This window comes from Enterococcus wangshanyuanii, assembly GCF_002197645.1.
GTDB lineage: Bacteria > Bacillota > Bacilli > Lactobacillales > Enterococcaceae > Enterococcus_L > Enterococcus_L wangshanyuanii.
This window is the reverse complement of sequence record NZ_CP021876.1, coordinates 71,478-92,939: the sequence shown is the minus strand read 5'-3', so window position 1 is coordinate 92,939 and position 21,462 is coordinate 71,478. Positions and strand designations below refer to the sequence as shown.

At 34.4% G+C, this 21,462-nt stretch carries 30 protein-coding genes; 4 read left to right on the top strand and 26 right to left on the bottom strand.

All coding sequences use genetic code 11. From position 1 onward, the window contains the following. Positions 1 to 7: 7 nt before the first annotated feature. The 9 genes from CC204_RS19905 to CC204_RS19865 form a co-directional block, all read right to left on the bottom strand. Positions 8 to 1,153, bottom strand: a complete 1,146-nt coding sequence (locus CC204_RS19905) for a TraB/GumN family protein (protein WP_088271819.1) — start codon at positions 1,151 to 1,153, stop codon at positions 8 to 10. A gap of 267 nt (positions 1,154 to 1,420) precedes the next feature. Next, positions 1,421 to 2,956 carry a primase C-terminal domain-containing protein gene (locus CC204_RS19900; protein WP_088271818.1) on the bottom strand — a complete coding sequence of 512 codons (1,536 nt, stop codon included), beginning with the start codon at positions 2,954 to 2,956 and terminating at the stop codon, positions 1,421 to 1,423. A 747-nt stretch (positions 2,957 to 3,703) separates the two neighbouring features. Beyond that, entirely contained in the window at positions 3,704 to 4,264 is a 561-nt protein-coding gene (locus tag CC204_RS19895; protein WP_088271817.1) for a hypothetical protein, read from the bottom strand. Between the two features lie 20 nt (positions 4,265 to 4,284). Continuing rightward, positions 4,285 to 5,343: a ParA family protein gene (locus CC204_RS19890; RefSeq protein WP_088271816.1), complete on the bottom strand. Its 1,059-nt coding sequence runs from the start codon at positions 5,341 to 5,343 to the stop codon at positions 4,285 to 4,287. A 4-nt stretch (positions 5,344 to 5,347) separates the two neighbouring features. Continuing rightward, a complete protein-coding gene (locus tag CC204_RS19885) occupies positions 5,348 to 5,770 on the bottom strand; it encodes a hypothetical protein (RefSeq protein WP_088271815.1) in 423 nt (140 codons plus the stop codon). A gap of 307 nt (positions 5,771 to 6,077) precedes the next feature. Beyond that, complete coding sequence (locus tag CC204_RS19880) at positions 6,078 to 6,581, bottom strand: hypothetical protein (protein WP_088271814.1); 504 nt, start codon at positions 6,579 to 6,581, stop codon at positions 6,078 to 6,080. Beyond that, complete coding sequence (locus CC204_RS19875) at positions 6,578 to 7,894, bottom strand: Y-family DNA polymerase (protein WP_088271865.1); 1,317 nt, start codon at positions 7,892 to 7,894, stop codon at positions 6,578 to 6,580. The genes CC204_RS19880 and CC204_RS19875 overlap by 4 nt, the downstream gene beginning before the upstream one ends. Positions 7,895 to 8,042: 148 nt before the next feature. Then, positions 8,043 to 8,999, bottom strand: a complete 957-nt coding sequence (locus tag CC204_RS19870; protein ID WP_088271864.1) for a restriction endonuclease — start codon at positions 8,997 to 8,999, stop codon at positions 8,043 to 8,045. 59 nt (positions 9,000 to 9,058) lie between these two features. Next, complete coding sequence (locus tag CC204_RS19865; RefSeq protein WP_088271813.1) at positions 9,059 to 9,874, bottom strand: hypothetical protein; 816 nt, start codon at positions 9,872 to 9,874, stop codon at positions 9,059 to 9,061. 92 nt (positions 9,875 to 9,966) lie between these two features. Between CC204_RS19865 and CC204_RS19855 the strand changes: the two genes are divergently transcribed. Continuing rightward, positions 9,967 to 11,051 (top strand): IS3 family transposase gene (locus CC204_RS19855; RefSeq protein ID WP_120308903.1). Its coding sequence is split into 2 segments (ribosomal slippage): positions 9,967 to 10,204 and positions 10,204 to 11,051, totalling 1,086 coding nucleotides; the frame shifts between segments, so codons are not numbered across the junction. Positions 11,052 to 11,313: 262 nt separating this feature from the next. Here the strand turns inward: CC204_RS19855 and CC204_RS21275 are convergent. Genes CC204_RS21275 through CC204_RS19840 form a run of 4 tightly spaced genes read right to left on the bottom strand, consistent with a single transcriptional unit; the run spans position 11,314 to position 12,459 of the window. Beyond that, positions 11,314 to 11,466: a hypothetical protein gene (locus tag CC204_RS21275; RefSeq protein ID WP_157894335.1), complete on the bottom strand. Its 153-nt coding sequence runs from the start codon at positions 11,464 to 11,466 to the stop codon at positions 11,314 to 11,316. Positions 11,467 to 11,511: 45 nt separating this feature from the next. Further along, positions 11,512 to 11,796, bottom strand: coding sequence for a hypothetical protein (locus CC204_RS19850; RefSeq protein WP_088271812.1), 285 nt, complete (start codon positions 11,794 to 11,796; stop codon positions 11,512 to 11,514). Next, entirely contained in the window at positions 11,793 to 11,987 is a 195-nt protein-coding gene (locus CC204_RS19845; RefSeq protein ID WP_088271811.1) for a transcriptional regulator, read from the bottom strand. Before CC204_RS19845 ends, CC204_RS19850 begins: the two co-directional genes overlap by 4 nt. Before the next feature lie 19 nt (positions 11,988 to 12,006). After that, positions 12,007 to 12,459, bottom strand: coding sequence for a helix-turn-helix domain-containing protein (locus tag CC204_RS19840; protein ID WP_088271810.1), 453 nt, complete (start codon positions 12,457 to 12,459; stop codon positions 12,007 to 12,009). Positions 12,460 to 12,654: 195 nt separating this feature from the next. Here CC204_RS19840 and CC204_RS19835 point away from each other — a divergent pair, with 195 nt between their 5' ends. Then, positions 12,655 to 13,296, top strand: coding sequence for a recombinase family protein (locus CC204_RS19835; protein WP_088271809.1), 642 nt, complete (start codon positions 12,655 to 12,657; stop codon positions 13,294 to 13,296). Between the two features lie 603 nt (positions 13,297 to 13,899). Here CC204_RS19835 and CC204_RS19830 read toward each other — a convergent pair. The 13 genes from CC204_RS19830 to CC204_RS19770 all read right to left on the bottom strand — a co-directional run bounded on the left by CC204_RS19830 (position 13,900) and on the right by CC204_RS19770 (position 20,699). Continuing rightward, a complete protein-coding gene (locus CC204_RS19830) occupies positions 13,900 to 14,187 on the bottom strand; it encodes a hypothetical protein (RefSeq protein WP_088271863.1) in 288 nt (95 codons plus the stop codon). 2 nt (positions 14,188 to 14,189) lie between these two features. After that, complete coding sequence (locus CC204_RS19825) at positions 14,190 to 14,552, bottom strand: hypothetical protein (protein WP_088271862.1); 363 nt, start codon at positions 14,550 to 14,552, stop codon at positions 14,190 to 14,192. Next, positions 14,549 to 15,781, bottom strand: a complete 1,233-nt coding sequence (locus CC204_RS19820) for a hypothetical protein (protein WP_088271861.1) — start codon at positions 15,779 to 15,781, stop codon at positions 14,549 to 14,551. Before CC204_RS19820 ends, CC204_RS19825 begins: the two co-directional genes overlap by 4 nt. After that, positions 15,771 to 16,172 carry a DUF1310 family protein gene (locus CC204_RS19815; RefSeq protein ID WP_088271860.1) on the bottom strand — a complete coding sequence of 134 codons (402 nt, stop codon included), beginning with the start codon at positions 16,170 to 16,172 and terminating at the stop codon, positions 15,771 to 15,773. Before CC204_RS19815 ends, CC204_RS19820 begins: the two co-directional genes overlap by 11 nt. A gap of 86 nt (positions 16,173 to 16,258) precedes the next feature. Beyond that, on the bottom strand, positions 16,259 to 16,561 hold the full coding sequence (locus CC204_RS19810; RefSeq protein WP_088271859.1) for a WXG100 family type VII secretion target: 303 nt from the start codon (positions 16,559 to 16,561) through the stop codon (positions 16,259 to 16,261). 790 nt (positions 16,562 to 17,351) lie between these two features. Then, the gene (locus CC204_RS19805) at positions 17,352 to 17,693 is read right to left on the bottom strand and encodes a hypothetical protein (RefSeq protein ID WP_088271858.1); all 342 of its coding nucleotides are present in this window, start codon (positions 17,691 to 17,693) and stop codon (positions 17,352 to 17,354) included. A 44-nt stretch (positions 17,694 to 17,737) separates the two neighbouring features. Next, complete coding sequence (locus CC204_RS19800) at positions 17,738 to 17,959, bottom strand: hypothetical protein (RefSeq protein ID WP_088271857.1); 222 nt, start codon at positions 17,957 to 17,959, stop codon at positions 17,738 to 17,740. A 265-nt stretch (positions 17,960 to 18,224) separates the two neighbouring features. Beyond that, positions 18,225 to 18,428: a hypothetical protein gene (locus CC204_RS19795; RefSeq protein ID WP_157894341.1), complete on the bottom strand. Its 204-nt coding sequence runs from the start codon at positions 18,426 to 18,428 to the stop codon at positions 18,225 to 18,227. An 18-nt stretch (positions 18,429 to 18,446) separates the two neighbouring features. Further along, a complete protein-coding gene (locus tag CC204_RS19790) occupies positions 18,447 to 19,100 on the bottom strand; it encodes a hypothetical protein (RefSeq protein WP_088271855.1) in 654 nt (217 codons plus the stop codon). Positions 19,101 to 19,118: 18 nt separating this feature from the next. Further along, positions 19,119 to 19,520: a hypothetical protein gene (locus CC204_RS19785; RefSeq protein WP_088271854.1), complete on the bottom strand. Its 402-nt coding sequence runs from the start codon at positions 19,518 to 19,520 to the stop codon at positions 19,119 to 19,121. 26 nt (positions 19,521 to 19,546) lie between these two features. Then, positions 19,547 to 19,774: a DUF7736 domain-containing protein gene (locus CC204_RS19780; protein ID WP_088271853.1), complete on the bottom strand. Its 228-nt coding sequence runs from the start codon at positions 19,772 to 19,774 to the stop codon at positions 19,547 to 19,549. A gap of 174 nt (positions 19,775 to 19,948) precedes the next feature. Further along, the gene (ssb, locus tag CC204_RS19775; protein WP_088271852.1) at positions 19,949 to 20,410 is read right to left on the bottom strand and encodes a single-stranded DNA-binding protein; all 462 of its coding nucleotides are present in this window, start codon (positions 20,408 to 20,410) and stop codon (positions 19,949 to 19,951) included. 16 nt (positions 20,411 to 20,426) lie between these two features. Beyond that, positions 20,427 to 20,699 (bottom strand): hypothetical protein, encoded by a 273-nt coding sequence (locus tag CC204_RS19770; protein ID WP_157894340.1) that lies wholly within the window; start codon positions 20,697 to 20,699, stop codon positions 20,427 to 20,429. Between the two features lie 125 nt (positions 20,700 to 20,824). Here CC204_RS19770 and CC204_RS19765 point away from each other — a divergent pair, with 125 nt between their 5' ends. Beyond that, positions 20,825 to 21,049 carry a hypothetical protein gene (locus CC204_RS19765; protein WP_088271850.1) on the top strand — a complete coding sequence of 75 codons (225 nt, stop codon included), beginning with the start codon at positions 20,825 to 20,827 and terminating at the stop codon, positions 21,047 to 21,049. Between the two features lie 108 nt (positions 21,050 to 21,157). Then, positions 21,158 to 21,457, top strand: coding sequence for a hypothetical protein (locus CC204_RS19760; RefSeq protein ID WP_088271849.1), 300 nt, complete (start codon positions 21,158 to 21,160; stop codon positions 21,455 to 21,457). The last annotated feature ends 5 nt before the right edge of the window (positions 21,458 to 21,462 follow it).

The window sequence follows — 21,462 nt, the reverse complement described above, 5'->3', positions numbered from 1 at the left end:
TATCCCCTCAATTTAATAAACTTTTTATAATGTCTAATCCACCAACAATATTGCCTATTGCTCCACCAATATTAGCAAAAAAGAACACTAAAATAACCCTTAAAACTCTATTTTTATAAACCGTAGAAATTTTCTTTAAATCATCTTGAACTTTTAAAAAATCATTAACACGTGGCTTTCTTACAGTAGCTTCAACAATAGCAGTAAAAACACCAACAGAAAGAACAGGACTTAACGCTCCTATAGGTGCTGTAATTAATGCAGTCAATATAGTTAATGGATGACCTAAAGCTAGTAATGTAAAAAGTGCTGCTAATCCACCATTCCACATAAACCATCGGATTAACTGTTGAATACCAACCGTAGTACCAGATAAAAATGACACACCTAATAATGCAATTATTAACATTGGAAATACCCATTCTAAAACTTTACTGCTCAGTCTTTTAGGTGGGATTGTGTTCAACTCAGAAATGTTAATTCTATTACCAAAATTATTTTTTATCCCTTCTAAGTGTGCTCTACCGACAACCGCAACAATCTTTTTCCCTTTTGAATCAGTGAGTCTGCTTGCCATATACTGATCTCTGTCACTAATCATATCTTTATATACACTAGGAAACTTTTCTCGTATGTTAACAAATACATTCTCAAAATTTTCAGACTCTAGTAAATCAGCTAAATTATCCTGTTCAGCCATGTCAAATTCGTTTCCAAATGCACCGAATAACTTCGGCTTTTGCCAAAATGAAAGGTTCCGCCACAAACGTTTAAATGTAATTTGAGAATCTCGATCAATTAGTTCTATTTTCGCATCGATTTTATTCGCACTAGTAATTGCCTGAGACATTTCTCCACCTGCTTTGGTACCAACATTTGAAGCCAATTTCCGTTGAAATGCAGAATACAAAACTTCGAAAAACAGCACAGGTAATTTTCCTGATTTTATAACTTTAATAATGTCCATCTCCGCCCACATTTTAGGCTGAGTGTATTTTTCAAAACGTTTTTCATCCAACTCTATACAAACTGTATCCGGCTGCTCCTGCTCAATTATTTGTTGAACAAGTTCAACACTACTTTGTTCCACATGATTAGTACCAATCAGAATAATTTGTTTCTCTTCATCAAAAATATTGACAACATTTTCCATTTAATTTCTCCTCAAATAATAATAGTTTTCTTAATACACTAACAATGGGTAATTACATTCAAACATAAAAAATACCATAGAGCTACTTACAGATACATTAAATAGGAACCCGTCTTGTCACATCCTCTAAACCTTTAATTTTTATGAGTAAAATAAATAGCACTAACAAAATCATAAACAACAAATACAGAAAGAACAGACATAATCGTACCACAAGAAGAAAACGTATCATAGATATAAAGTAATAGGCAATTTGCGCGTTTTATTTTAACCTGTGTCCAAGCCTCCTAATTCCAGCTGTATATAGCGTTTTTCTCTGCTTTTTGGTTGGTTAAAATATTGATTAACTAAGTTACCTGCCCAGGGAAAGACGCTTAAAATGGACTCTACATATGCTGCTTGTACTTCTTTTTTTACGTGCAGTATTGTTTGGATCAAGGCATTTCTTGTAGCCATCCTAATTCCACCACCTCTACCAGCTTTCACAGTGAAAAAAATACGTCCTTCTTGCTGCAACTCTTTAAGTACTTTGTCCAATGATCGACTAGGGATCTTCAGTTCTTCAGTAATTTCTCTTTTGGTCGTCACGAAATACGGTTTATACGTATAACTTTTTTCCTTCAAAAAAGCCAACAAATCAGCTTTCCACTCATGTTTGTGAGAGTATTTTCTCTCTGATCGATCTTTTTTGAATTTATACCAGGTACTTGGGTGACTTCTATACCCACTGTCCCCTTTTCTTTTGCTAAATGGAGCCTTAGAAGCCTTCTCTGCACCCCAACTTTCGATAAGTAAATCGATTTTTTCTTGTTCTGCTTGGTGATATCTTCCTGAGTATGCTGATTCAACCGCACGTCTAACTTCAGAATCTTTCAAAGCTTTATTGCCTAAATTAGTGTTGAATTGATCCATATCGTCGTAACAATTTTCTAGTGATTCTCCGGAAGAATAATAAGCCAATGCCATCGTGAAAATAGCACTATTACGTCCTAGTAGACCCTTATCTCCTTCGATTTGTGTGTTATTAAGCAGCTGATCAACCCAAGCTGCATCCTTTTGCTTACTTTTTTTAGGCAACAGAAATAGCTTAGGTCTTTCTATGTCAATTTGGTTATCTGCTGAGTATTTAAATGACCAGTCAATCAAAGTTTGCATATCATAAGTCATTTCAGGATTGTACTGTAAAATGTTGTCGTGTCTAGGTATTCGAGCGATTCCAAAATGATTACAGCCCATATCAACCGGCAGTTCTTCAGCGAAATATCGTCTTAAATTATTCGAAACGTTTCTTGCAATTTTTACTGAGTTATAGCCATTTGCACTCGAAATAAACCAGGGATTTTCCAGCACATAATATACCTGGTAACCTCCTGGAGTTTCCAAAATCATAGTGGGTATAAACCCTAAGTCCATGCTGCGATCCATAATATCTTGGCCGGAGCATGATTGGCCAATTTTCACATCGATATCGATCATGAACGTGTTTATCTGTTTTAAGTTTTGATCCTTGTGCCCTGTTACAAAGAGTCTACGATCGTCTGTGTAGGTACCATATCTAAACACGTTTGGCGTCCAATGAGTAAACGAGTTTTCATTTTCCCAAAGAGCTTCTTCAGAGGTTAACACTACACCACGAGCCATATTCATTGCTTCTTTTGATCGGAAACCAAATATAGCACCCTTTTTTCCCTCTGGTTGCTGAACAAATGAGCGCAAGTTGCTATTTTTATATTTATATTGTCTTAATCCACCCTTTAGAATGGCAGCATAAATAAGATTTAGGTCTTGCTTCAGTACGCTCATTTTGGTTTCCTTTCCAAAAAAAGAGGACACAAAGTAACCCTTGTGTCCTCACGAATACTGGATTTAATAAATTTATTACCAAAAACTAGCAAAATAGCCATTTTTGCGCAACAAATAAGCCTAAATCTATTGTATTTTTTGTCAAAATTTGGTATAATAATATCAATAAAAGTGCCGGTTAAAACACTTATATACTTACACAAATTGAGACAAGTGGAACACATAGTTTGGGTATGTGATTTCTAAAAATTAGTTTGACTCCAATCAAATTAATTTTAGGTCTCTTTTTTTTATTGTTCGAATATACATTAACCTAGTTCATATATTTTGTAAATACTGAACTTAATTAAAATTTCGTTTGTTCGTATGTCATTTTAGTCGTTTTTATACTGACTAATGATACCACGTTTCCGAATAATCGTAAAGTGATTATCTTTTATTATGTTTTATTCGTTTAACGATTAAACGCTATGGATAATATTGTCATTATTGTTATCACTATCATTTATATTTTCAATGACAATAACATTAACTATATTGTTATCAACGTTATAATTATCCTTATTAATGATATTACTGTTGCTAGCATTAATATTAACGTTAACAATAACATTAATATTAACAACTACATTATTATAGTCAATATCGATAACGTTAATGTGATTGACGTTGAGAATATGTACGCTAATGTTTATGCTAGTGAAAAAAAGACCCTAAGAACTTTACATTCCTTGGGTCTATCGTATTTTATCTCTTCTTTTTCTTACCATATTTACTCCGAGCAATTTCTAAATAGTCACTATTTCGTTCAAAATATTCTAGCAGGGCGGTCTCAACAACAAAAGATTTCCCACCGTTATTTTTCCCAATAAGCTTTCCAAATACCTCTAAATCATCCTTAACATCTTCATGTAAATAGACATTCTCTTGGGCTTTTTTGGACTCAACTTTGTTCACTAAGTCATCTAACGATGGTCTCGTTGGTTCTTCGATATTGGTCGTTTCAGAAGGTCTTTGTGATTGTATTTTATCTGTACGAGCTTCATTCTCATGATCTAATTCTTCCACTGTATCAGCATTGTTTTCCGATATTTGTTCTTCAGTTAAGCTATTGAGATCAGTAAGGTTATCGTCTTTTTCTTTTTTATCCATATCATTTTTTGATTGATCATCTATTGTTTCCTTTAATTCATCATTATCTGAAGGCTTGTCAGTAGGGGAGATATCATTATCCAGCTCTGTATCTAGACCTGCTAATAAGTTCTGTGGGCTGAAACCCTTCCTGTTACTATTTGACTGTCTGGCCATGAAAGTTTCAACTCCTTAAATTAGTAGCCAAGTTCTTCAAACAGCTTATCAAAAATATTCTGAATTGGAAGAACCTGCTCCTTATCTTTTTTTGTTTTCAAATCTTTTTCATCAATTAGTTCAAAAGGTAAGTTATACTTCGCTATTGCTTCAGCTGGTTTAATTGATTCAGGAATATATGTTTTTGTTATTTCGATTGGGTCACTGCTAGTAATAATCTGTTCTGAGTTTTCTAAGAAAACAGAATGAGTAATTGTTTTTTCCTTTACTTTAACAGGTATTATCGCTTTTATTGTAAGAGCTGGATTGGATTCCTTCCAATTATCAATAGCTCTAATCGTCTTAATCATACTTCTAAATGAGTACTTTTCAGGGTGAAAAGGAATCAATACATCATCAACTGCCGTAAACACATTCGCTGCTGTTACACCTAATTGTGGAGGCGTATCAATAATTATAAAATCATATTTCTGTTTCAAAGGCTCTATAGCAGTTCTTAGAAGTGTATAGAAATCCCCTACTCTCTTGTTATCTTGGGATAACATGTTGGTTAATTCTGTTAGTTGTTGTTGTATGTCTTTTTCAATTTGTGCAACTAAATCAGTAAATTGATCAAGATTTTCTTTTTTAGATCTTTTCTTCAATTCTTTCAATGAAGCAATTGTCTTTCTTATGATTTCTATTGTTTTTTCATTATTTTTAACAACCTCCGGTGGGGTTGTACTGGTTAAAACATCTAACTCAAAAAAAGCCATGTCATCATTTGCAGGTAAAATATCAATATTTTCATGAACTGAAACAATTGCTTTTTCTGGAGATAAATTATTTACTAAAACATCATAAATTGAATTTTCATACCTATCAGGATTTAAACCAAAAGATAACGATACATTTCCTTGACTATCGATATCGATCAAAAGTACTTTATTTTTCCTCCAAGGTTGGATTTTATTGTTTTGTTTAGCCAAATATCCAGCTGCATTAACCGCTATTGTTGTTTTAAGCACGCCACCTTTGTTGGTGCTCGGTGCGATTGTTTTTGCGTTATAGACGGGAATCATTGATTCTTCGTTATTCATTGTATCACTCCTTATTATCTGAATTAGTACTGCTGTCTCTAACAATTGAATCTTTGTACAAACTGTATAAATCTTGTAGTAAATCCATATCTTTTAGTGTCAGGTCCTTAAGCTTCGTAATGATAATTCTCATTTCATCAGATTCATTCTCCATGCTTGCTGCCTTAGTAAGCCATCGATCCAAAGAAGTTGTAAAAGAGATAAATCCACCTTGATCCTGGAAGATTTGAGAAGATTCTCGTATCGAGTCATAATATTTACTCAAAGTTATTGCATTTTGTAATGACATTTTTGAATAGTCATATGTATCTTTTTTCTTTCTCATGTTTGCTATGGTAGCTCGCGAAATACCAGTTTGTCGCTCAATCTCATACGTCGTTAGTTCCGAACCAACAATCCATTTTATTTTTTTTAAAATATCCTCCATAAATCTCTCCCTTTCTAATGCTAATATGATTGCTAACAAACATATTAGCATTAATGTTATTGTTAACGTTAGTATGATTGTTATTAACTTTGATAATGTGATTATACACTATATCAATAAAAACGTAAAGCCACAAAACTATTTTTTTAAAAAAATAGTCTATGGAGGTGTATTGTTCTGTAGAAATGTAGTTAAGTTACTCTTATAATTGAATCTAACCAACTGAATATCAGCAAATATCTTTGAATTATATAAAAAAAGCCACTTCTATTTTTATAGAAAGTGGCTTTTTCTAAACTTAAACCTCTTATTCAATCCATTCATTGTCAGTAAAATATTCCGTAAATGCAGCATCTATCTTTACTTGTTCAGAGATTTTAGTCTCTGTATACTGATCTTCAAAAGGGGAGGTATTGGCATCTTCCGGATCAGCTAACCATTTCCTAAAGTCGTGTATCTTGATATATCGGATATTTCCATAATCTACATATTGATCACCAATCAAAAGAACATCCAGATCACAAAAACCTCTAAAATTTCCCCATATAGGCTCCTTTACACGTCCTAATTCATCCAATTCGTTCAATTGTACCTCTAGTATCTTGTTATGCTTCATCGAACGTTCTAGGCAGTATTCAATATATTTTCTGTCCTGTTGGGGGAGACGTTCTAAATCTCTACTTGATTCTGCAGAAGACTCCTTAATTCCTTCTTGAAGCTCACCTATAGCAAATGCTGTATCCCATTTATACGCCATCCCACGATCACGATATTCATTGTAGTCAAAAAACTCCTTCTTAGTCCGTTTCATGATTGCACCCCGACATTTCCTCCAGCATGACCCGAAATTAAACCTGATCTTGAAACGGCCGTCGCTCCGTCAAGCAGGGAAGAGGCATGTATTAGCGATTTAAAGCCATATTTCTTCCGGATAGCATCGATTAAAAAGTCTAAGCGCTGCTCACTAAATTCTTCTTCAGGATCTGAAAATAAATCCAACTGAAGGGAGTCCGTTTTTTCTAATTTTGAGTACGAGATACCAACGTGTCGTACATCTTGGCCGTTGTATTCAGACCGGAATAACTGAATGACATATTCCGATAGGATCCTTGTATTATTAGAGAGCTGTATTTTCATTTGTTTTCGCCATCCTGATCTTCCTTGCTTGTCAATATATCCTTTAGAGTAGCCCACTGATACAGCGACACAGCCCGTTTTTAAGTGACTGCTGCGTAACCTGGTAGCAACTTGATCAGCGATTTCTCTTAACACGAGTTCTAACTGATCTTGTCGAGTATAATCTCTAGGGAGTACCTGGCTATTGCCTATAGATTTATCCATTTTAGCAGCTGGTTTTCGTTGACCTAAAAAACTGCGATCGATCCCATGAGCATGTGCATACAGCTGTAAACCCATTACACCAAATTCTCGTTTTAATCGGTAGGGATCGGCTTCAGTAATTTCTTTGATAGTCCTAATTCCCAACCAATTAAGTCTCCTAACTGTGCGATTACCGATACCGCAAAACTCAGTCATAGGGTGGATACCCCAAACTTTTTCCTGCACGTTCTCATAACGCCACTCTGCGATAAAGTCCTTGCTATGCTTTGCGTCGTTATCTAAAGCAAGCTTCGCCAAAAGCGGATTTTCCCCAATTCCTACCGTTACATAAATGCCTGTTTGATCCTTTACTTTGTGCTGGATCAACTGAGCCATTTCATACGCATTTTTACAGCCAAATAATTTAAGAGAATTGGTCACATCAAGAAACGATTCATCAACGCTAAAAACAGCGTGATCATCATCTGCAACAAACGATTTATAAATCTGATTGATCTCTACATTTTTAGCCATATAATAGGACATACGGGGAGGGACAATCAATAAATCCTTGTGATAAGGCACTTCGTTTGAGCGAGTCACATTGGATATTCCTAATACTTTTTTTGCGAGGGGAGAGGCCGCTAACACTAAGCCTCCAGCATTTTCTGCACCGCTCATTACAATTAGCATCGTTTTAAGAGGGTGTAGACCACGTTCCACACATTCTACACTAGAATAAAATGATTTACAGTCGATACAAAGGATATCTCTGCTTGGTTCTTTTTCGTAGTCAAATTTCATTAACCTCACCTTTTTCGAATGATTTAATACAAACAGTATACAAACTTACGTTCCCCTTGTCTAGCATGAGATATTTTCCTTGAAGACAAAAAAACAACATGCACTTATTGCATGCTGCTGCGGTATAATAATTATTTTTAAAATTCCTTCAAGTATTCTCTTCAAAATAGTCGTTATTAATGCGAAACTGTTTATAAACTTTTGCTTCCTCAATACCGACGCTGTACTGCATCATTAATTCTGTAAGCTTTATTCCATCAATTAGAACAATTCCTTGATTTTTTGCAAATTCTTGTGCTCCGATAGAAAATTTAGACGTTGTAATAAAAACCCCTCTATCTGCATTAACTCCTGCAAGTGCCCCATAAAAAGACTGAATATCTGGACGGCTGACTGTATTCGATTCTTTATATCTTTTTGCTTGAATATATACAGTACTTGTTCCTAAAGGATCTTGATTTATAATGCCATCGATCCCACCATCATTTGTTCGACTTGTTACTTTTGCCTCACCATTTTCGCCACTGTAACCCATTGAAACAAGTAAATCAACTACAAGTTTCTCGAAGAAATAAGGTTCTACTAAGCGTACTTTATCCAAAAGTTCAATAGCTACTTCATTATTTTGAGTAGTAATGAGCGCCTCAACTTCATTATTTATTGTCTTAGAGTCATTTTTTAAAATTAATCTATTCCCTGAACGCTCGTTTCTAACTGCTAGTTCCTCCATATATTCTTTATAAGACGGTTGTTGTTCTACTATTTTCTTCGTTAAATTCTCCCCAAATTGGTTTAACAAAGATAAGCCTTCTTCAGTAATCTTATAAATACCTCGGTTGGGACGTTCAATTGCCTTAGCCTTGTATAATGTACTCAATGCAAAACTAAACCTGTTCGTCAATATACCCTCACTGTCTGGATATTTGGGATATTTGATTGCCGAGATTGATTCTGGAATTTTTAAAAACTCGTTCACTCTTTTAATGACCACTTGATTTGTTACTTCTTCGCCATTTTTTAGTACTTCCAAAATGTAGGGAAGTAATGATTCATTCGTAGGAATTTGATTTGAAGATTTTTTCAATTTTTGCCAATCTCTATTCATTTTTTCCCTTCCTTTAAACGTTTCTTTCTAACTTACAAACAAAAAATATTGAATTGCTTCTATTGATTGTTTGGTAAATATTTAGGTAGTAACTCCACTAAAACATCTGTTAGCGCATCTGGTGTGATCGTACTTAAATCTACTTGTCCTTTCAAAACTAATTCCATTAATTCTATATAAGCAAATCCTAATGCTCCAGTGATAACCATTCCTACTCCGCCAGAAATCAATCCACCACCAATAGTACCAATTCCGGGTACCATTTTAGCAATACCCCCAGCAATTGCTTTTCCAGAAATCATTGCCGTATAAACACCTAACATTCCCGCAAGCGCCGTTTCAATTTTTTGCTTATCAATATCGATACCATAAATTGATGTTATTTTCGTGATCATCACTGACTGAGAGGTCATCATTATAGGAGCATCTGTTCCTGGTACTGGAGTAAACCCTGTTCCAAAATTAGCTGCCATCGTAGTAGTTACAATCTTAATAGCTTCTTTATGTTTGACACCAATCGAAGCTTCTTGTGAATGAATAAAAGACGCCTGTAGTCCTTCTGGTAAACAATTGACAGTTGTCTGAATTAAGTCTTCAATCCCAAAAACTGATTGTGTCTCTGTCTCTTTTGCAAGCACTATAACTACTCCTTTTACTATTGAAAGCAGTTGTTCAATTTGATCTTTTAATAAAATTGCTTCATTTAAATCATAAGATTTTGTTAGAACAATAATCACAGGTACTTTTTTCTCTTGCAACCATTTAATAAAGGCAATTTCTGCCTCTTCTATACGTGATCCTGATCCCGAAATGACATACCAAGCAACATGAATATCATCTTCGGGTGTTTCTGTTGATTGAACCTTTTTTACCAATTGTTGAACGGGATTGCGTTTAAGAGATTTAGGCTCCTATACTAGAAATACGGACAAGTTGTTCGCTATAATCTATTAAAGGAGTTTTTATTATGCAGACAAAAAACACAGCTACAAGATATTCAAAAGAGTTTAGAGAATCCATGATTTCATTAAGTCAGACCGGTCGGTCTGCGAACTCACTATCGAAAGAATACAATGTAAGTGTCTCTACACTTACGAAATGGATACGGCAGGCAGATCCATTGGATCGAAATGTTCTTTCAATAAAAGAGCAAGAATTGCTAAAAGAAAATAAACGCTTGAAAGAAGAAAATGCTATTTTAAAGCGAGCGGCGGTGCTTTTGGCAAAGAGTTGATGGCCAAAGGACGAGCGACTGTCTTACGAGTCGTTCGTGTCAATTTAGAAGCAAAGCACCGCATTACTCGTATTTTAAGGGTTCTTAAAATCCCAAGAACCACCTATTATGCGTATTTAAACTGGATGCCTAGCGATCGAATGCGCAGACGCCAACAGATAAAAGAAAAGGTATTGAAATCCTGGTTAGCCTATCCGATGTATGGATATCCAAGAATGACAAAATATTTTAAAGAAGAACTGAATATCCCTGTCAGTCGTTACCTAATTTATCGTTTAATGCGTGAATTAGGGATTCACTCTCGGATGATAAAGAAAATGAAAAAACCTAAATCTTATACTGAAGTCGCTCAATTACCTAATCTAATCAGAAAAAAGAGTGATTGGTCTAAGGTTCTTTTAACGGATATCACGTATATTCCAGTGAGAGGAAAGTGGGCGTATTTAGCCAGTCTCTATCATCCAGAAACCCGTCGGGTTATTGCTCATAAAGTTGGTGCCCACATGACGAAAGAATTAGCAACAAGCGTGCTAGAAAAAGTAAATTTACAGGCACAAGGAATAGAAATAGTACACAGCGACATGGGAAGCCAATACACAAGCGACTTATTTAATCAGACATTAACGAATAAAAAAATAAAGCATTCTTATTCAAGAAAAGGTTGTCCAGGGGACAACGCAAGAATAGAGAGCTTCCACTCTATTTTGAAACGCGAATATGTGAATTTCCAATCCTTTAAAACACTTGAGGAAGCCATCGTTGGCATTGACAGTTACATTCGTTGGTACAATACAGATCGAATTTCTCTTGTTGCTTAGTAACGTCCCCTTTTTTCAAAAAAAGACGATTGAAGGGGTTATTTAAGTGCGTCTTCTTTTGATCAGTAGAGAAATGTGCCGTCTAATTTAGAGGCATTGGTTCACACGTCTCTTTTATTTATTATTTTTAATGAGCATTAAGCAATTCTTTCGCCTTTTTTTGTTCGGAGTATTGACATAGGAGCCATACTCTTTTTTGTTTTTTAGAATGAAAAAATCTTCTCTACACGCGAACTAACTTAGTGGTCTATAAAATTTTAATTTATTTTTTAATCTTTTCTTCTTTAGAACTTAGATACTCTTTCACTGCTTTAAATTCTTTTTTCGTCCAATTAGGATCAATTTTCAACCAACCTTTGAAATAACCGCTCCGAACAAAATAAGTTTTCGGTAACTGTGGTGGGATTTTCTCCACTCGTTCCTCCAGTCTGACGCATTAAGCTAGTCCGTTAGATTTAGTTTACAATATTAGCGAACGATCAACAACCCTACAACCGTATATTGGTTCACTAATTTCAGCCTTTTTAACCAGTTGCAGTGATTTGTTTAACATCAAAGTTGTCACTATCTCTTTAGTTGTCAACGGTTTCATGTTCCCATCAGTGGCCATTAATACCAGGCAACCTTCTTGCTGCTCTACTTTGCCAATTGGAGCTATTTTGTTCTGAAGTTCCACCTTGATGTCCTGGACAACATCATGCTGAAAATCGACTGACAGGATAGTTAATAGTTCCATCGCTCTCATTTTTTTTGCTCAATTTCAACATAATCACCATAATGCAGTGCGTATCTTTTCCCACATTCTGAACATTCAAAATAGTTCTTTGGAAAGGCACTTTGGGCTAATTCACCACAATCGCATTCTACATAGAATACTTCTGATCGATTAAATTGAGTATGTTCTATTTTCCATTGATCATATGCTTTTCTTGCCATTTTCTACTCCTCCAATTTTTTATTTCTTGCTGACCTTTTTTGAATAGATTAGTGTATTACCAGCAATCCTAACACCATAATTTCGCTTCTGCTTATCTAAGTAGGAGAACTCAACTTTATCAAGCAGCTCCGGTGATCGTTTCATTAATTCTTTTCTAGTTAACGTTTTAAGAAGACTTTTTGCTTCTCCTTCAGAGTCGCAGCTGTGTTCCTCTAATATCCTGAAATCAAACTCTACGATTACACGCCATAAGCCTGTATTTGCTTCCTTCTCGGTTTGACCCGTTAAATGTTCCATTCCTTCTTTCGTAATGATCCAAGTTCCTTTACCATTCCCAATGACATCAACTGATCCTGGTAGGAATTTATCTTGAGAACTAAAATATTTTTGAAAGACATACGTCCGCTCTCGATTCCATCGTTCACTTGCTTCAGGAAACGTCATTATTTCTAATTCTGTTAAATTGATCACTTTACTTTCTCACCTCCGAAAAACAATAAATATTGTCTACTACTATTAGACAATATTTATTGTTTTAATTAAAGAAACATTATTTATTGTCATTTTTGAGTATACTTAAAATGGACTTCCTAAAAACGCTATGTTACACTATTTACGACTGTCCATTATACATGCCTATTATTCAGTTTCAAAAAGGAGAAAAAAATGACTAAAATTGGTTATATTCGTGTCTCATCGATCGATCAAAATTTTGATCGGCAAATTATTGAAATGGAAAAACTCCAAGTTGAAAAAATCTTCCAAGAAAAGATCAGTGGAAAGAATACAAACAGACCAGAGTTCCAAAAATTATTAAGTTACGCCAGGGAAGGGGATATTCTCTTTTTTGACTCTCTTGATCGCTTGGGAAGAGATTACGACGACATCAAAGAAACAGTTCTTTATTTCAGAAACAATAATATAGAAGTAAACTTCTTAGACGCACCATTTTTAAATTTCAACACCGGCAATAATTTACTAGACAAAGCCATGTTTGATATGTTTTTATCTCTACTCAGCTATATTGCTCAAAATGAACGTGAAAAAATTAGAGACCGACAACGACAAGGAATTGCAGCAGCTAAAGCAAAAGGAATCTACAAAGGACGGCCAACCGTTTATACTGAAGATTCTCCCGATCCACAAAAACAAATTATCTATCATAATATTGTTTCAATGCTTGCAGCTGGTGATCCGGTGGTCCATATCGCTAAAAAAAATCATGTATCAAGAGAAACAGTCTATAAAATCAAGCGAAAGCTTGATCTTAGTGCTTCAGAGAACGATTCTAAGCGACTTTCAAATTAATTGATTGATAGTTTCTATGTAATACATTATCTAAATCAATACATTTTCATACGTATAAATCATACGTTTGGTTTATACGTATGATTTATGTTATAATACAAATGAAAAGAGAGATATGCTTCAACATATCCCTCTTATGTAGCCCGTTTAAAGCGGCAGCCGAATAATAGAAATAGAACCGTTAATCCATGCTGAAGATTATGACGGTTCTATTTTTTATTGTTTTTGTTACTGATCTTCAGTATCAATGTTGCGAAAGCTATCGCAAACATCAACGCTTCATAAACAGACAATGTTTATCCCTTTCCAGGGAAAAAGAAAACAATGAAAAACATAGGCCTCTCCCCCTTTTTTAGAAGAAGTGCCACCGCCATAAACTTTCTACTTTTTTATTATACCATAGACAAAAAAATTGATGGTTTTTCTTTTCTTTATTGAGCAACTCTATTAAACACTGAATAACCTTGTAAGAGCAGCGTTCACAAAACGGTCAATTGCCTATACCCTATTGAACATTATCTACAAAAATAAGATACCTTGATCTGGTATCCTATTTTTACTCTCTTTCTATTTATATTAGGGAAGATCAACTCACTCATCTGATTAAATACTATCTAGTTTCTCACTGTTTTTCGCAAAACTTTCTTTTGCTCTATCTCCCCAGGAACCTTTAAGGGAACTAGACATATCTGTTGTTACATTATTGACACTTGATTTAGTAACATTCATCGTATCTTTTGTACTTTGCTCTATTTTGTTTACTTTCCCCTGCATTTTTGAAAGCGCAGCACTCGCAACTGAAGCCTGAATAATTGCTTTCTCTGCTTGTTTTTGTCTTTCTTTTAGCAATGTATCTAACGCTGCACCGCCAACTAGTACCCCTAGATCCATCTTTATTCACTCCTAACGCTAAGTATCTTGTCTTCTAACTCATTACGTTGCTTCTGATAGGCATAATTTTGCTCTTCAAAGGCTGATTCACGCTTTCTTTGCTCTTGCTTGATTTCTACTAGAAGCTCTTCTTTGTTTTGTTCTATAATAGACATTGCACTTCTAAATTCATAATCTTCTACTTCAAACTTTCTTAAATAGTATATCGTTGAGTCTGCAAGATCATCAAATAGTCGATTGGTCTGATCACATCCATACATCAACTCTTCTTCTTGTTCTTCATACGTTCTTTTTCTCTTCAGAAAGTCTGATTCTAGAGTTTCTAATGTTTTTTCAAGTTTAACTCTCTCTATATCTTTAGTCATATATTGGCCACCTGCCTTGCAAGATCTTGATCAGCTGCCAACTGTTCTGCAACGCCTGCTTTGATTTGATCCACTAACGAAACATAATCTGCACCAATATTCTTAATTTCAGAAAGCTTGTCTTTAAGATCGTTAACTGGCTGAGTGACTAGTGTTTGCTTTGTACATCCACCAGCTGACAATGCAGCAATAACTTCACTTTCATTCAAATGTGCTCCCGTATTTCTAGCTGTATCCAGTGTTTTATTCCATAACTCTCCAATTTCTTCAATTATTGAATCATATTCTTTTGATAAATCTTGGATTGCTTGTTCCACTAGTTGATAGACACCATTAGCAATAGCCAAGACGCGTTGACTATCTAAAAAGATTTCTTCAGAAGAAGACAATCCGCCACCACTTGCTTTCAATTTAGCCGCTAGCTTATTCAAAGTATTCAATTGATCATTGATAAAAATCTTTGTTTGAGCGGTTCTTATTGCGATCATTTTCCCTTCAGGTACATTTAAATTTCCATTTTTATCATACTGATACCCGCCCCACATATGACGATCTGTGAACCCTACATCATCTTTAGAGTTTACTGGTATAATGATTCCTATTCCTTTCAGGTCATAGCCGATTGGGATCATATCTTGAAAATCTACATAATTAAAAACCTGGTCTCTCAATTTATCTGCTTGTAGCTTTTGTTCCTTTGTCAATAAACCATAGATATTTGGTCCTTGGTATAGATAGGCACTACGTATACGCTCAGGAAAATCACTTTCTGCAAGAGCATATTGGCCATTCATTGATCCTAGAGAATGACCATATATATCAAAATAAGCATTTGGATAGCGTCCCATCTGTTGGTTAAGCGTTTCAGCTGCTGATTTTAATTGTGAGGTTGGTCCTGTAAAATCGTTTGTTACGATTTGCTTTGCTATAGGTATATCATTTTTAAACCAGTCTGTCGTCCAATCGTCTCCACTAAAAGGTGCTGTAGACCCTCTATAAAGAACCGTAACGTTTTTTACACTTTCTAATTGCGCTTGTGTGGGATTTTCAGGTAATCGTATATCTGTAATAATATAGGACTGTTCTCCAGTCTCCTTATTATTTACAACCTTTGACACATATCCAATCGTTCCTTTATCCGGAATATTGACAGATTGACCTTCTTTATAATCAGAATACTGTTTCCAAGCTATATTTTCTCTGTCTTTATCTGTGAAATTACTTGTCACCACTACTACCTCCTGACAAATAATCAGACAATTCTGCGGTTATATCTATTCCTGTAGATTCAATATCACTATATTCACCATTATCAGACATATTATATTTCCTAAATCCTGTTGAGAATGATAACTCTCTTTGACCATTAACAAACCCTTCAAACATTATGCCCCCCATGGGATTATGTTTTATCGTAGAGTCATCAATCTCAATTTTTTTTATTCTATTAGAAGGATCTTCACTTCTTAGTTCTTTTTCTACTATCGATTTGTGTGTATGTACAATATCCACCATTTCATCATTAAATGATTTATTATCCATATATATTTTTCCTCCTACAGCTAATATTGCAAGCACTGCAATTCCTACTACTAAAGAAATTTTATGCTTCTTTTTCATTTCAACCGCTCCTAGCTATTCCTCAATTTGAAATCACAGTTTAGAGAAAAACAGGAACCTTCCTAAGGGTTCCTGTTTATTTGTTGTTATAGCCCTCTACCTATCGCAGAAGAAATGTTTTGATCCGTTTCCTCCATGATTTGAGCCACTTCGTTTAACTGCTTATTGATCTGTTCTAATAATTCGGCAAACTCGCTTACTTTTGGTTTTAAAGCAGCGAATTGATCATTGAAGCTATCAAACCCTGAGCCTTCCCAATTTCCTTGAATCGTGTCTTGTTCTGATTGAAGTTTTTGTAGAATATCATTTACCTGATTTGATCCATCTGTGTATTTTGTTGCGGACGTGCGTAGTTCTTGTGGCGATAATTTAATACGATCTCCTGCCATTTTATTCATCTCTCCTTTTGAATTTGATTGAATACGTTTCTTTATCATTTTAACACAAAAAGCTGATTATTTTTCTCAATTTATTAATTGAACGTAATCATTTATGAGAGAAATTTCCACTATTAGCTTCTTTACTATGTAAATATAAATGAAAAGACACCATGATTTTTTCTATCATAGCGTCCCTTCATGCTTTTAAAGTCAGACATTCGTCTTAGTTCTAGTATAAACTGTATTTAACTTATACTCAAATGGCATTCATAAATATGTGTGTATTTTGTATGACAATAAGGCGTTAAAAAATCCGCCTCAGAACATTGGGACTGATCTAAGACAGATTAATGATGTGGCGGAAAGTTCCGCTAGCATCATTCTATATGATTTACAATTGGTCTACAAGCAAAGGAAGACACGTTTGTTTAACTTTTCTTAGTGGACCACTGAAAATGCCGGTCTTTTTATTTAAAAAAGAATAGTCTTGTTGCTTCAAATAACTATGTCGAAATACACAAAAATAGAATTTACTATTTTTTGTTGAACACTATTGTTTGTGATAGTCGACCATTTCCTTTACAACATCATAAATGATCCAAACAGCTAATAGACTAAAAAAAGTTAGAATACCCGTAATCAAAATCATAAGAAATACCTCCTCTCTTATTGTTCCAGTCTATGAAAATCAGCTATATTTATAAAGCTTTTCTCAACAATTTATATATCATTTTTTCTATTTAAATTGTCATTTTTTTATTTGAATAGCACAGTATTTCCCAATCTCGAAAGAAATCGACTATGCTTTAGACATTAGTAGATACGGAAGTTCTTCTGTTTCTTCTTCGATTACTTCGTTCATGTTCCTCCATTCCACTAATACCCCATCAGCTACTGTCAGTGTTCCTAGTTCGATTGCATTAGAATTTTTTATATTACTAAAATCTAATCTTATGGATTTAGAAGTGATATATTCTTTGGAGTAGTCTTTTAGCTCTGACCATAAACACTCTTTTTCAGGGTCTAATTGCTCTACACTATCGATATCCACTTCTGTTTGATCGGCATATGCATTCACAGCTTCTTGACTATTGTTTGCTACGATATAGTCAGTTTCATTAATTAGATATACATTTTTCATTATAAATTCCTTCTCTCTTTTTATTTAAAAAAACTTTGTTTTACTTAATCATTCATTTTTTCTGATATCATCGGATCAATGTCAGTGTCAGAGTATTTCAAACAATGACTACACAAATCATCAGTGATCCAGTAACAGCCTCCAGGGCATCCATTAAATTGAGTACAACCGTATATACGGCATTTTCTAGTATCCTTATCAAAAACATCCTCTTGTTCTTCTATATCCTTCAAATAGTTTTCAAAATTTTTAATATAATTACTCATGTTTCACCTCTCATAAAGTGACATTACTTGTTCAACAAAAATATGCTGCTTATTTTTTCTTTTTATAAAGATCAAACACTAAACTCATTGCATTGACAAAAGTCACGAATTGCATCCCCCAACCAAAAATAACCCAACTACTATTATCAATAAAAAGAGTTCCTATCACTAGGATCAATAATGACATTATTGATAAAACAAAGTTTGTATTTATCATACTCTACCTGTCTCCTTACTCAAATTTGTTTTAATTTGTACTAATTTTTCATAGATTTTTAGGGTGATTTTCAAACCACAGCTCTTGATCCCAATACATCTTATCCAACTCACTCATGTTCTCATATGACTCCCAATTTAAAGACTCTTCGTGAACCATTTCAATTCCAGTAGAGGCACCGCCACCACCGGCGAAGTTGTCTACTATAATTTCTCTTCTTTTTTTCATCAACTGAACATCCTTTGAATTCATTTTTATTAATCTACGAGTTTACTTATTCTCTTTCGAAAAAAATAAGAGCCGATCATACTCAATCTCAAAAAAACAACTCTCATCAACAAACTTTCTCCAAGCTGCTCTATTTTCATTTTCTATAACCATACCTTGATCTAAACGAAACGTTCCATACTCTATTCTTGCAAAGATCAAGTTGTTTAATTGATTCCCCAGCTCTGGCATCAACTTTGTTAGCGTGATAGAAAGTTCATCACTATTTTCGGGAAACTGAAGTCTTTTGTTGGTTTTTACCAATAAACAAACTTTGGCGAAGTTCTTATCCCTAGAAATAACAATGAAATCTATAATAACAGCTTCTCTTAATTGATTAGATTGTCTATCCAAATAAAAATATGACGCGCCTTTTGCTAGAGTTAGATCGTAAAAATTATCATGCCAATTCGTTTGGCTTCTAAATACACCATATGCGATCGTGTAGATACTCGTTTCATCCTTACCGTTCGTCTCTAGAACGACCTGATTGTCTTCTTCCTCAAGAAACTCAATCTCCTCTGCACTTACTAGAAGTGTATGTCCTTCCGCAAATGCCCACAAAGCATATTGCATGCCTATTTCTTTTCCTGGGTTCTGCTGTTCAATTCGTTTTCTATTGCGACAAGTTTCGCATACGCATTGTTTTTCATGCACTCTTATCAATCCCTTCTTTTACGCATTGTTTTTAGTGATATGCACCTTTGCTTTGAAAGCCGCTATGAGGATACTTTTGTATCGATCTAAATTCTTAAAAATTTTGCTGATCAACCAGGTAAAGAGGAAAATACATACCAATAAACCTAAAACGTAAACTGAACTGATTGAGACGATAAACAAAAGGAACCCACCTTTAATGACATACCCTATAAGGCTTAGACATGCACCAATAAGCAAAAATAGTAAACTGAGTATAATGAACGTAGATCCACCTTCCGTAAAATCTCCCTGAATCGCTCCATTCATAAGAAATGAACTAATCACTTGGATTGGATATAGAAGTGCTGCCAATACGAAATTAACTACTAATTTAATTAACAAACCTACACTTGAAAATAATTCGTTTAAAATAAACATCTTTCATTCCTCCTTAACTTATTAGCCTATTCATAAATGGATCGTGCTACTCTCTCTCGTTCAGTTACATCGATTTTGTTGTAATCGCTAGATACTTTCTCCCTGATTTCTTTTTGAATTATTGGGTCAATCAGTTCATGAGAAAATAGGGTCCTATTAACCTTTGATTCAATATACTCATGAATTGCACAAATATTTTCATAGATATAAATACCAGTGTATGCACTAAAAATTACTTTTTCTTGATCTGTCACATTCAACAATCCTTTCTTTTTTTAAAAAGAGCTTTCCTTACTCCCTTCTACTTTCGATTAAAACCTCTTGGGTCCAAGCCATCCATCGATGGTTGAAAACTCTTATTCCTGTCTTTTAAATTTTTAGCTACTTCTAATATTGCTTCTGGATCTGATTTCCCTCTATGTGTTTCTTCAAAAGGGTAAGTCATCATCTGAGATATCAATTGTCGATCCGGTCCCACTGAATAAATCAACATTTTTGTCAAAGTTTGGTTGTCCATGATCAGTTGGTTGATTAGAATCATTGTTTCCTGAATTTTTTTGTACTGAAGCAGAACGATACTCAAATAATTGGTAGGACTCACATACTACTTCCGTCACATACACACGTTGGCCTTGTTGATTTTGATAATTTCTTGTTTGAATTCGTCCTGTAATTCCGAGCATCATTCCTTTGCCTACATAAGTAGCCACTGTTTCTGCCGGCTTTTTCCAAATGACACAGTTAATAAAATCAGCTTCTCGTTTACCATTCGGATTTGTAAAGTTTCTGTTTACAGCGAGTGTAAAGGTTGCGACTGCATCTCCTCCTTTTGTGTAACGTAAATCAGGATCTTTTGTTAAACGTCCAACTAATACAACATTATTAATCATTCCAGTTCTCTCCTTTTTAACTAAATAGAATTTTTAAAACTAATAACAATAAAACAATATATGATCCATTCGCTAAAATTTTGAAAGAATTCATTTTTAAATCATATTCCTGTTTTAATTCATCATATTTCGCAAAAATGTCATCAAAATTGTCGCTATAACGTGAAGCTTCCTCCCACTTTTTTAAGAAAAGTCGTAAGATAACCTTTGTCATAAAAACAGACCAACAGTATTCATACACAAACAATCCATAGAATATGAATAGTAACAATTTCATTGGATTTGCCATAGCAAACATTCCCTTCTCAATTCCTTAATTCATTATACCATATCTAGTATGCTAATCATAGTATATTGACTAATATTTTGAAAGAAAGTATACTATCTTTAGAATAATGAAATGAGGTATTCTCCATGACAATTCCAGAGAAAAAAGCTGTTCAAGAATATCTTCGTGAATTTATAGTCGATAAAACTGAAGGGGCCAAAATTACAGGTCAATCTCAAGGTGGATTTGATCAGTCTGTAAAACTAGGTGCAATCAAACCCTTCTTTGAAATCAAACATGGAAAACGAGCAACAATTCGTCTATATCATGTTGACGACTTAAAGGAATATGCACAAAACAAAAGAAAATAAGAGCCCACTTTACTGGGGTTCTTATTTTCCTTTATATACCATATAAAATTTTACATGCCTGAATGGATATGTTAGAATGACTTAAATTTGATCATTGGAGACTAGGTTATGACGGAAAAACGATACTCTTCAAAAGAAGTAGACTCCTTACTCTTTTCGCTAATGAAAACTAATAGAAAAGAATTTCAGAAATGGCTAAGTGACAATTTATTGACCAAACATGAAGTATTGTCGTATACCGATCAATCAGAACATGGTTTAAAACAGTCTGTTAGAGGTCATCACTTAGAAGCTTTCTTCTCTAAAGGGGAAGGCCGCAGTAAAGTTAATCTTTTTCTAAAAAATGACGCAATAGATTATGGAAAACGAAAGCGTAAAAACGTATTGAAAGGAACGAAACCTTTATGAGTTTC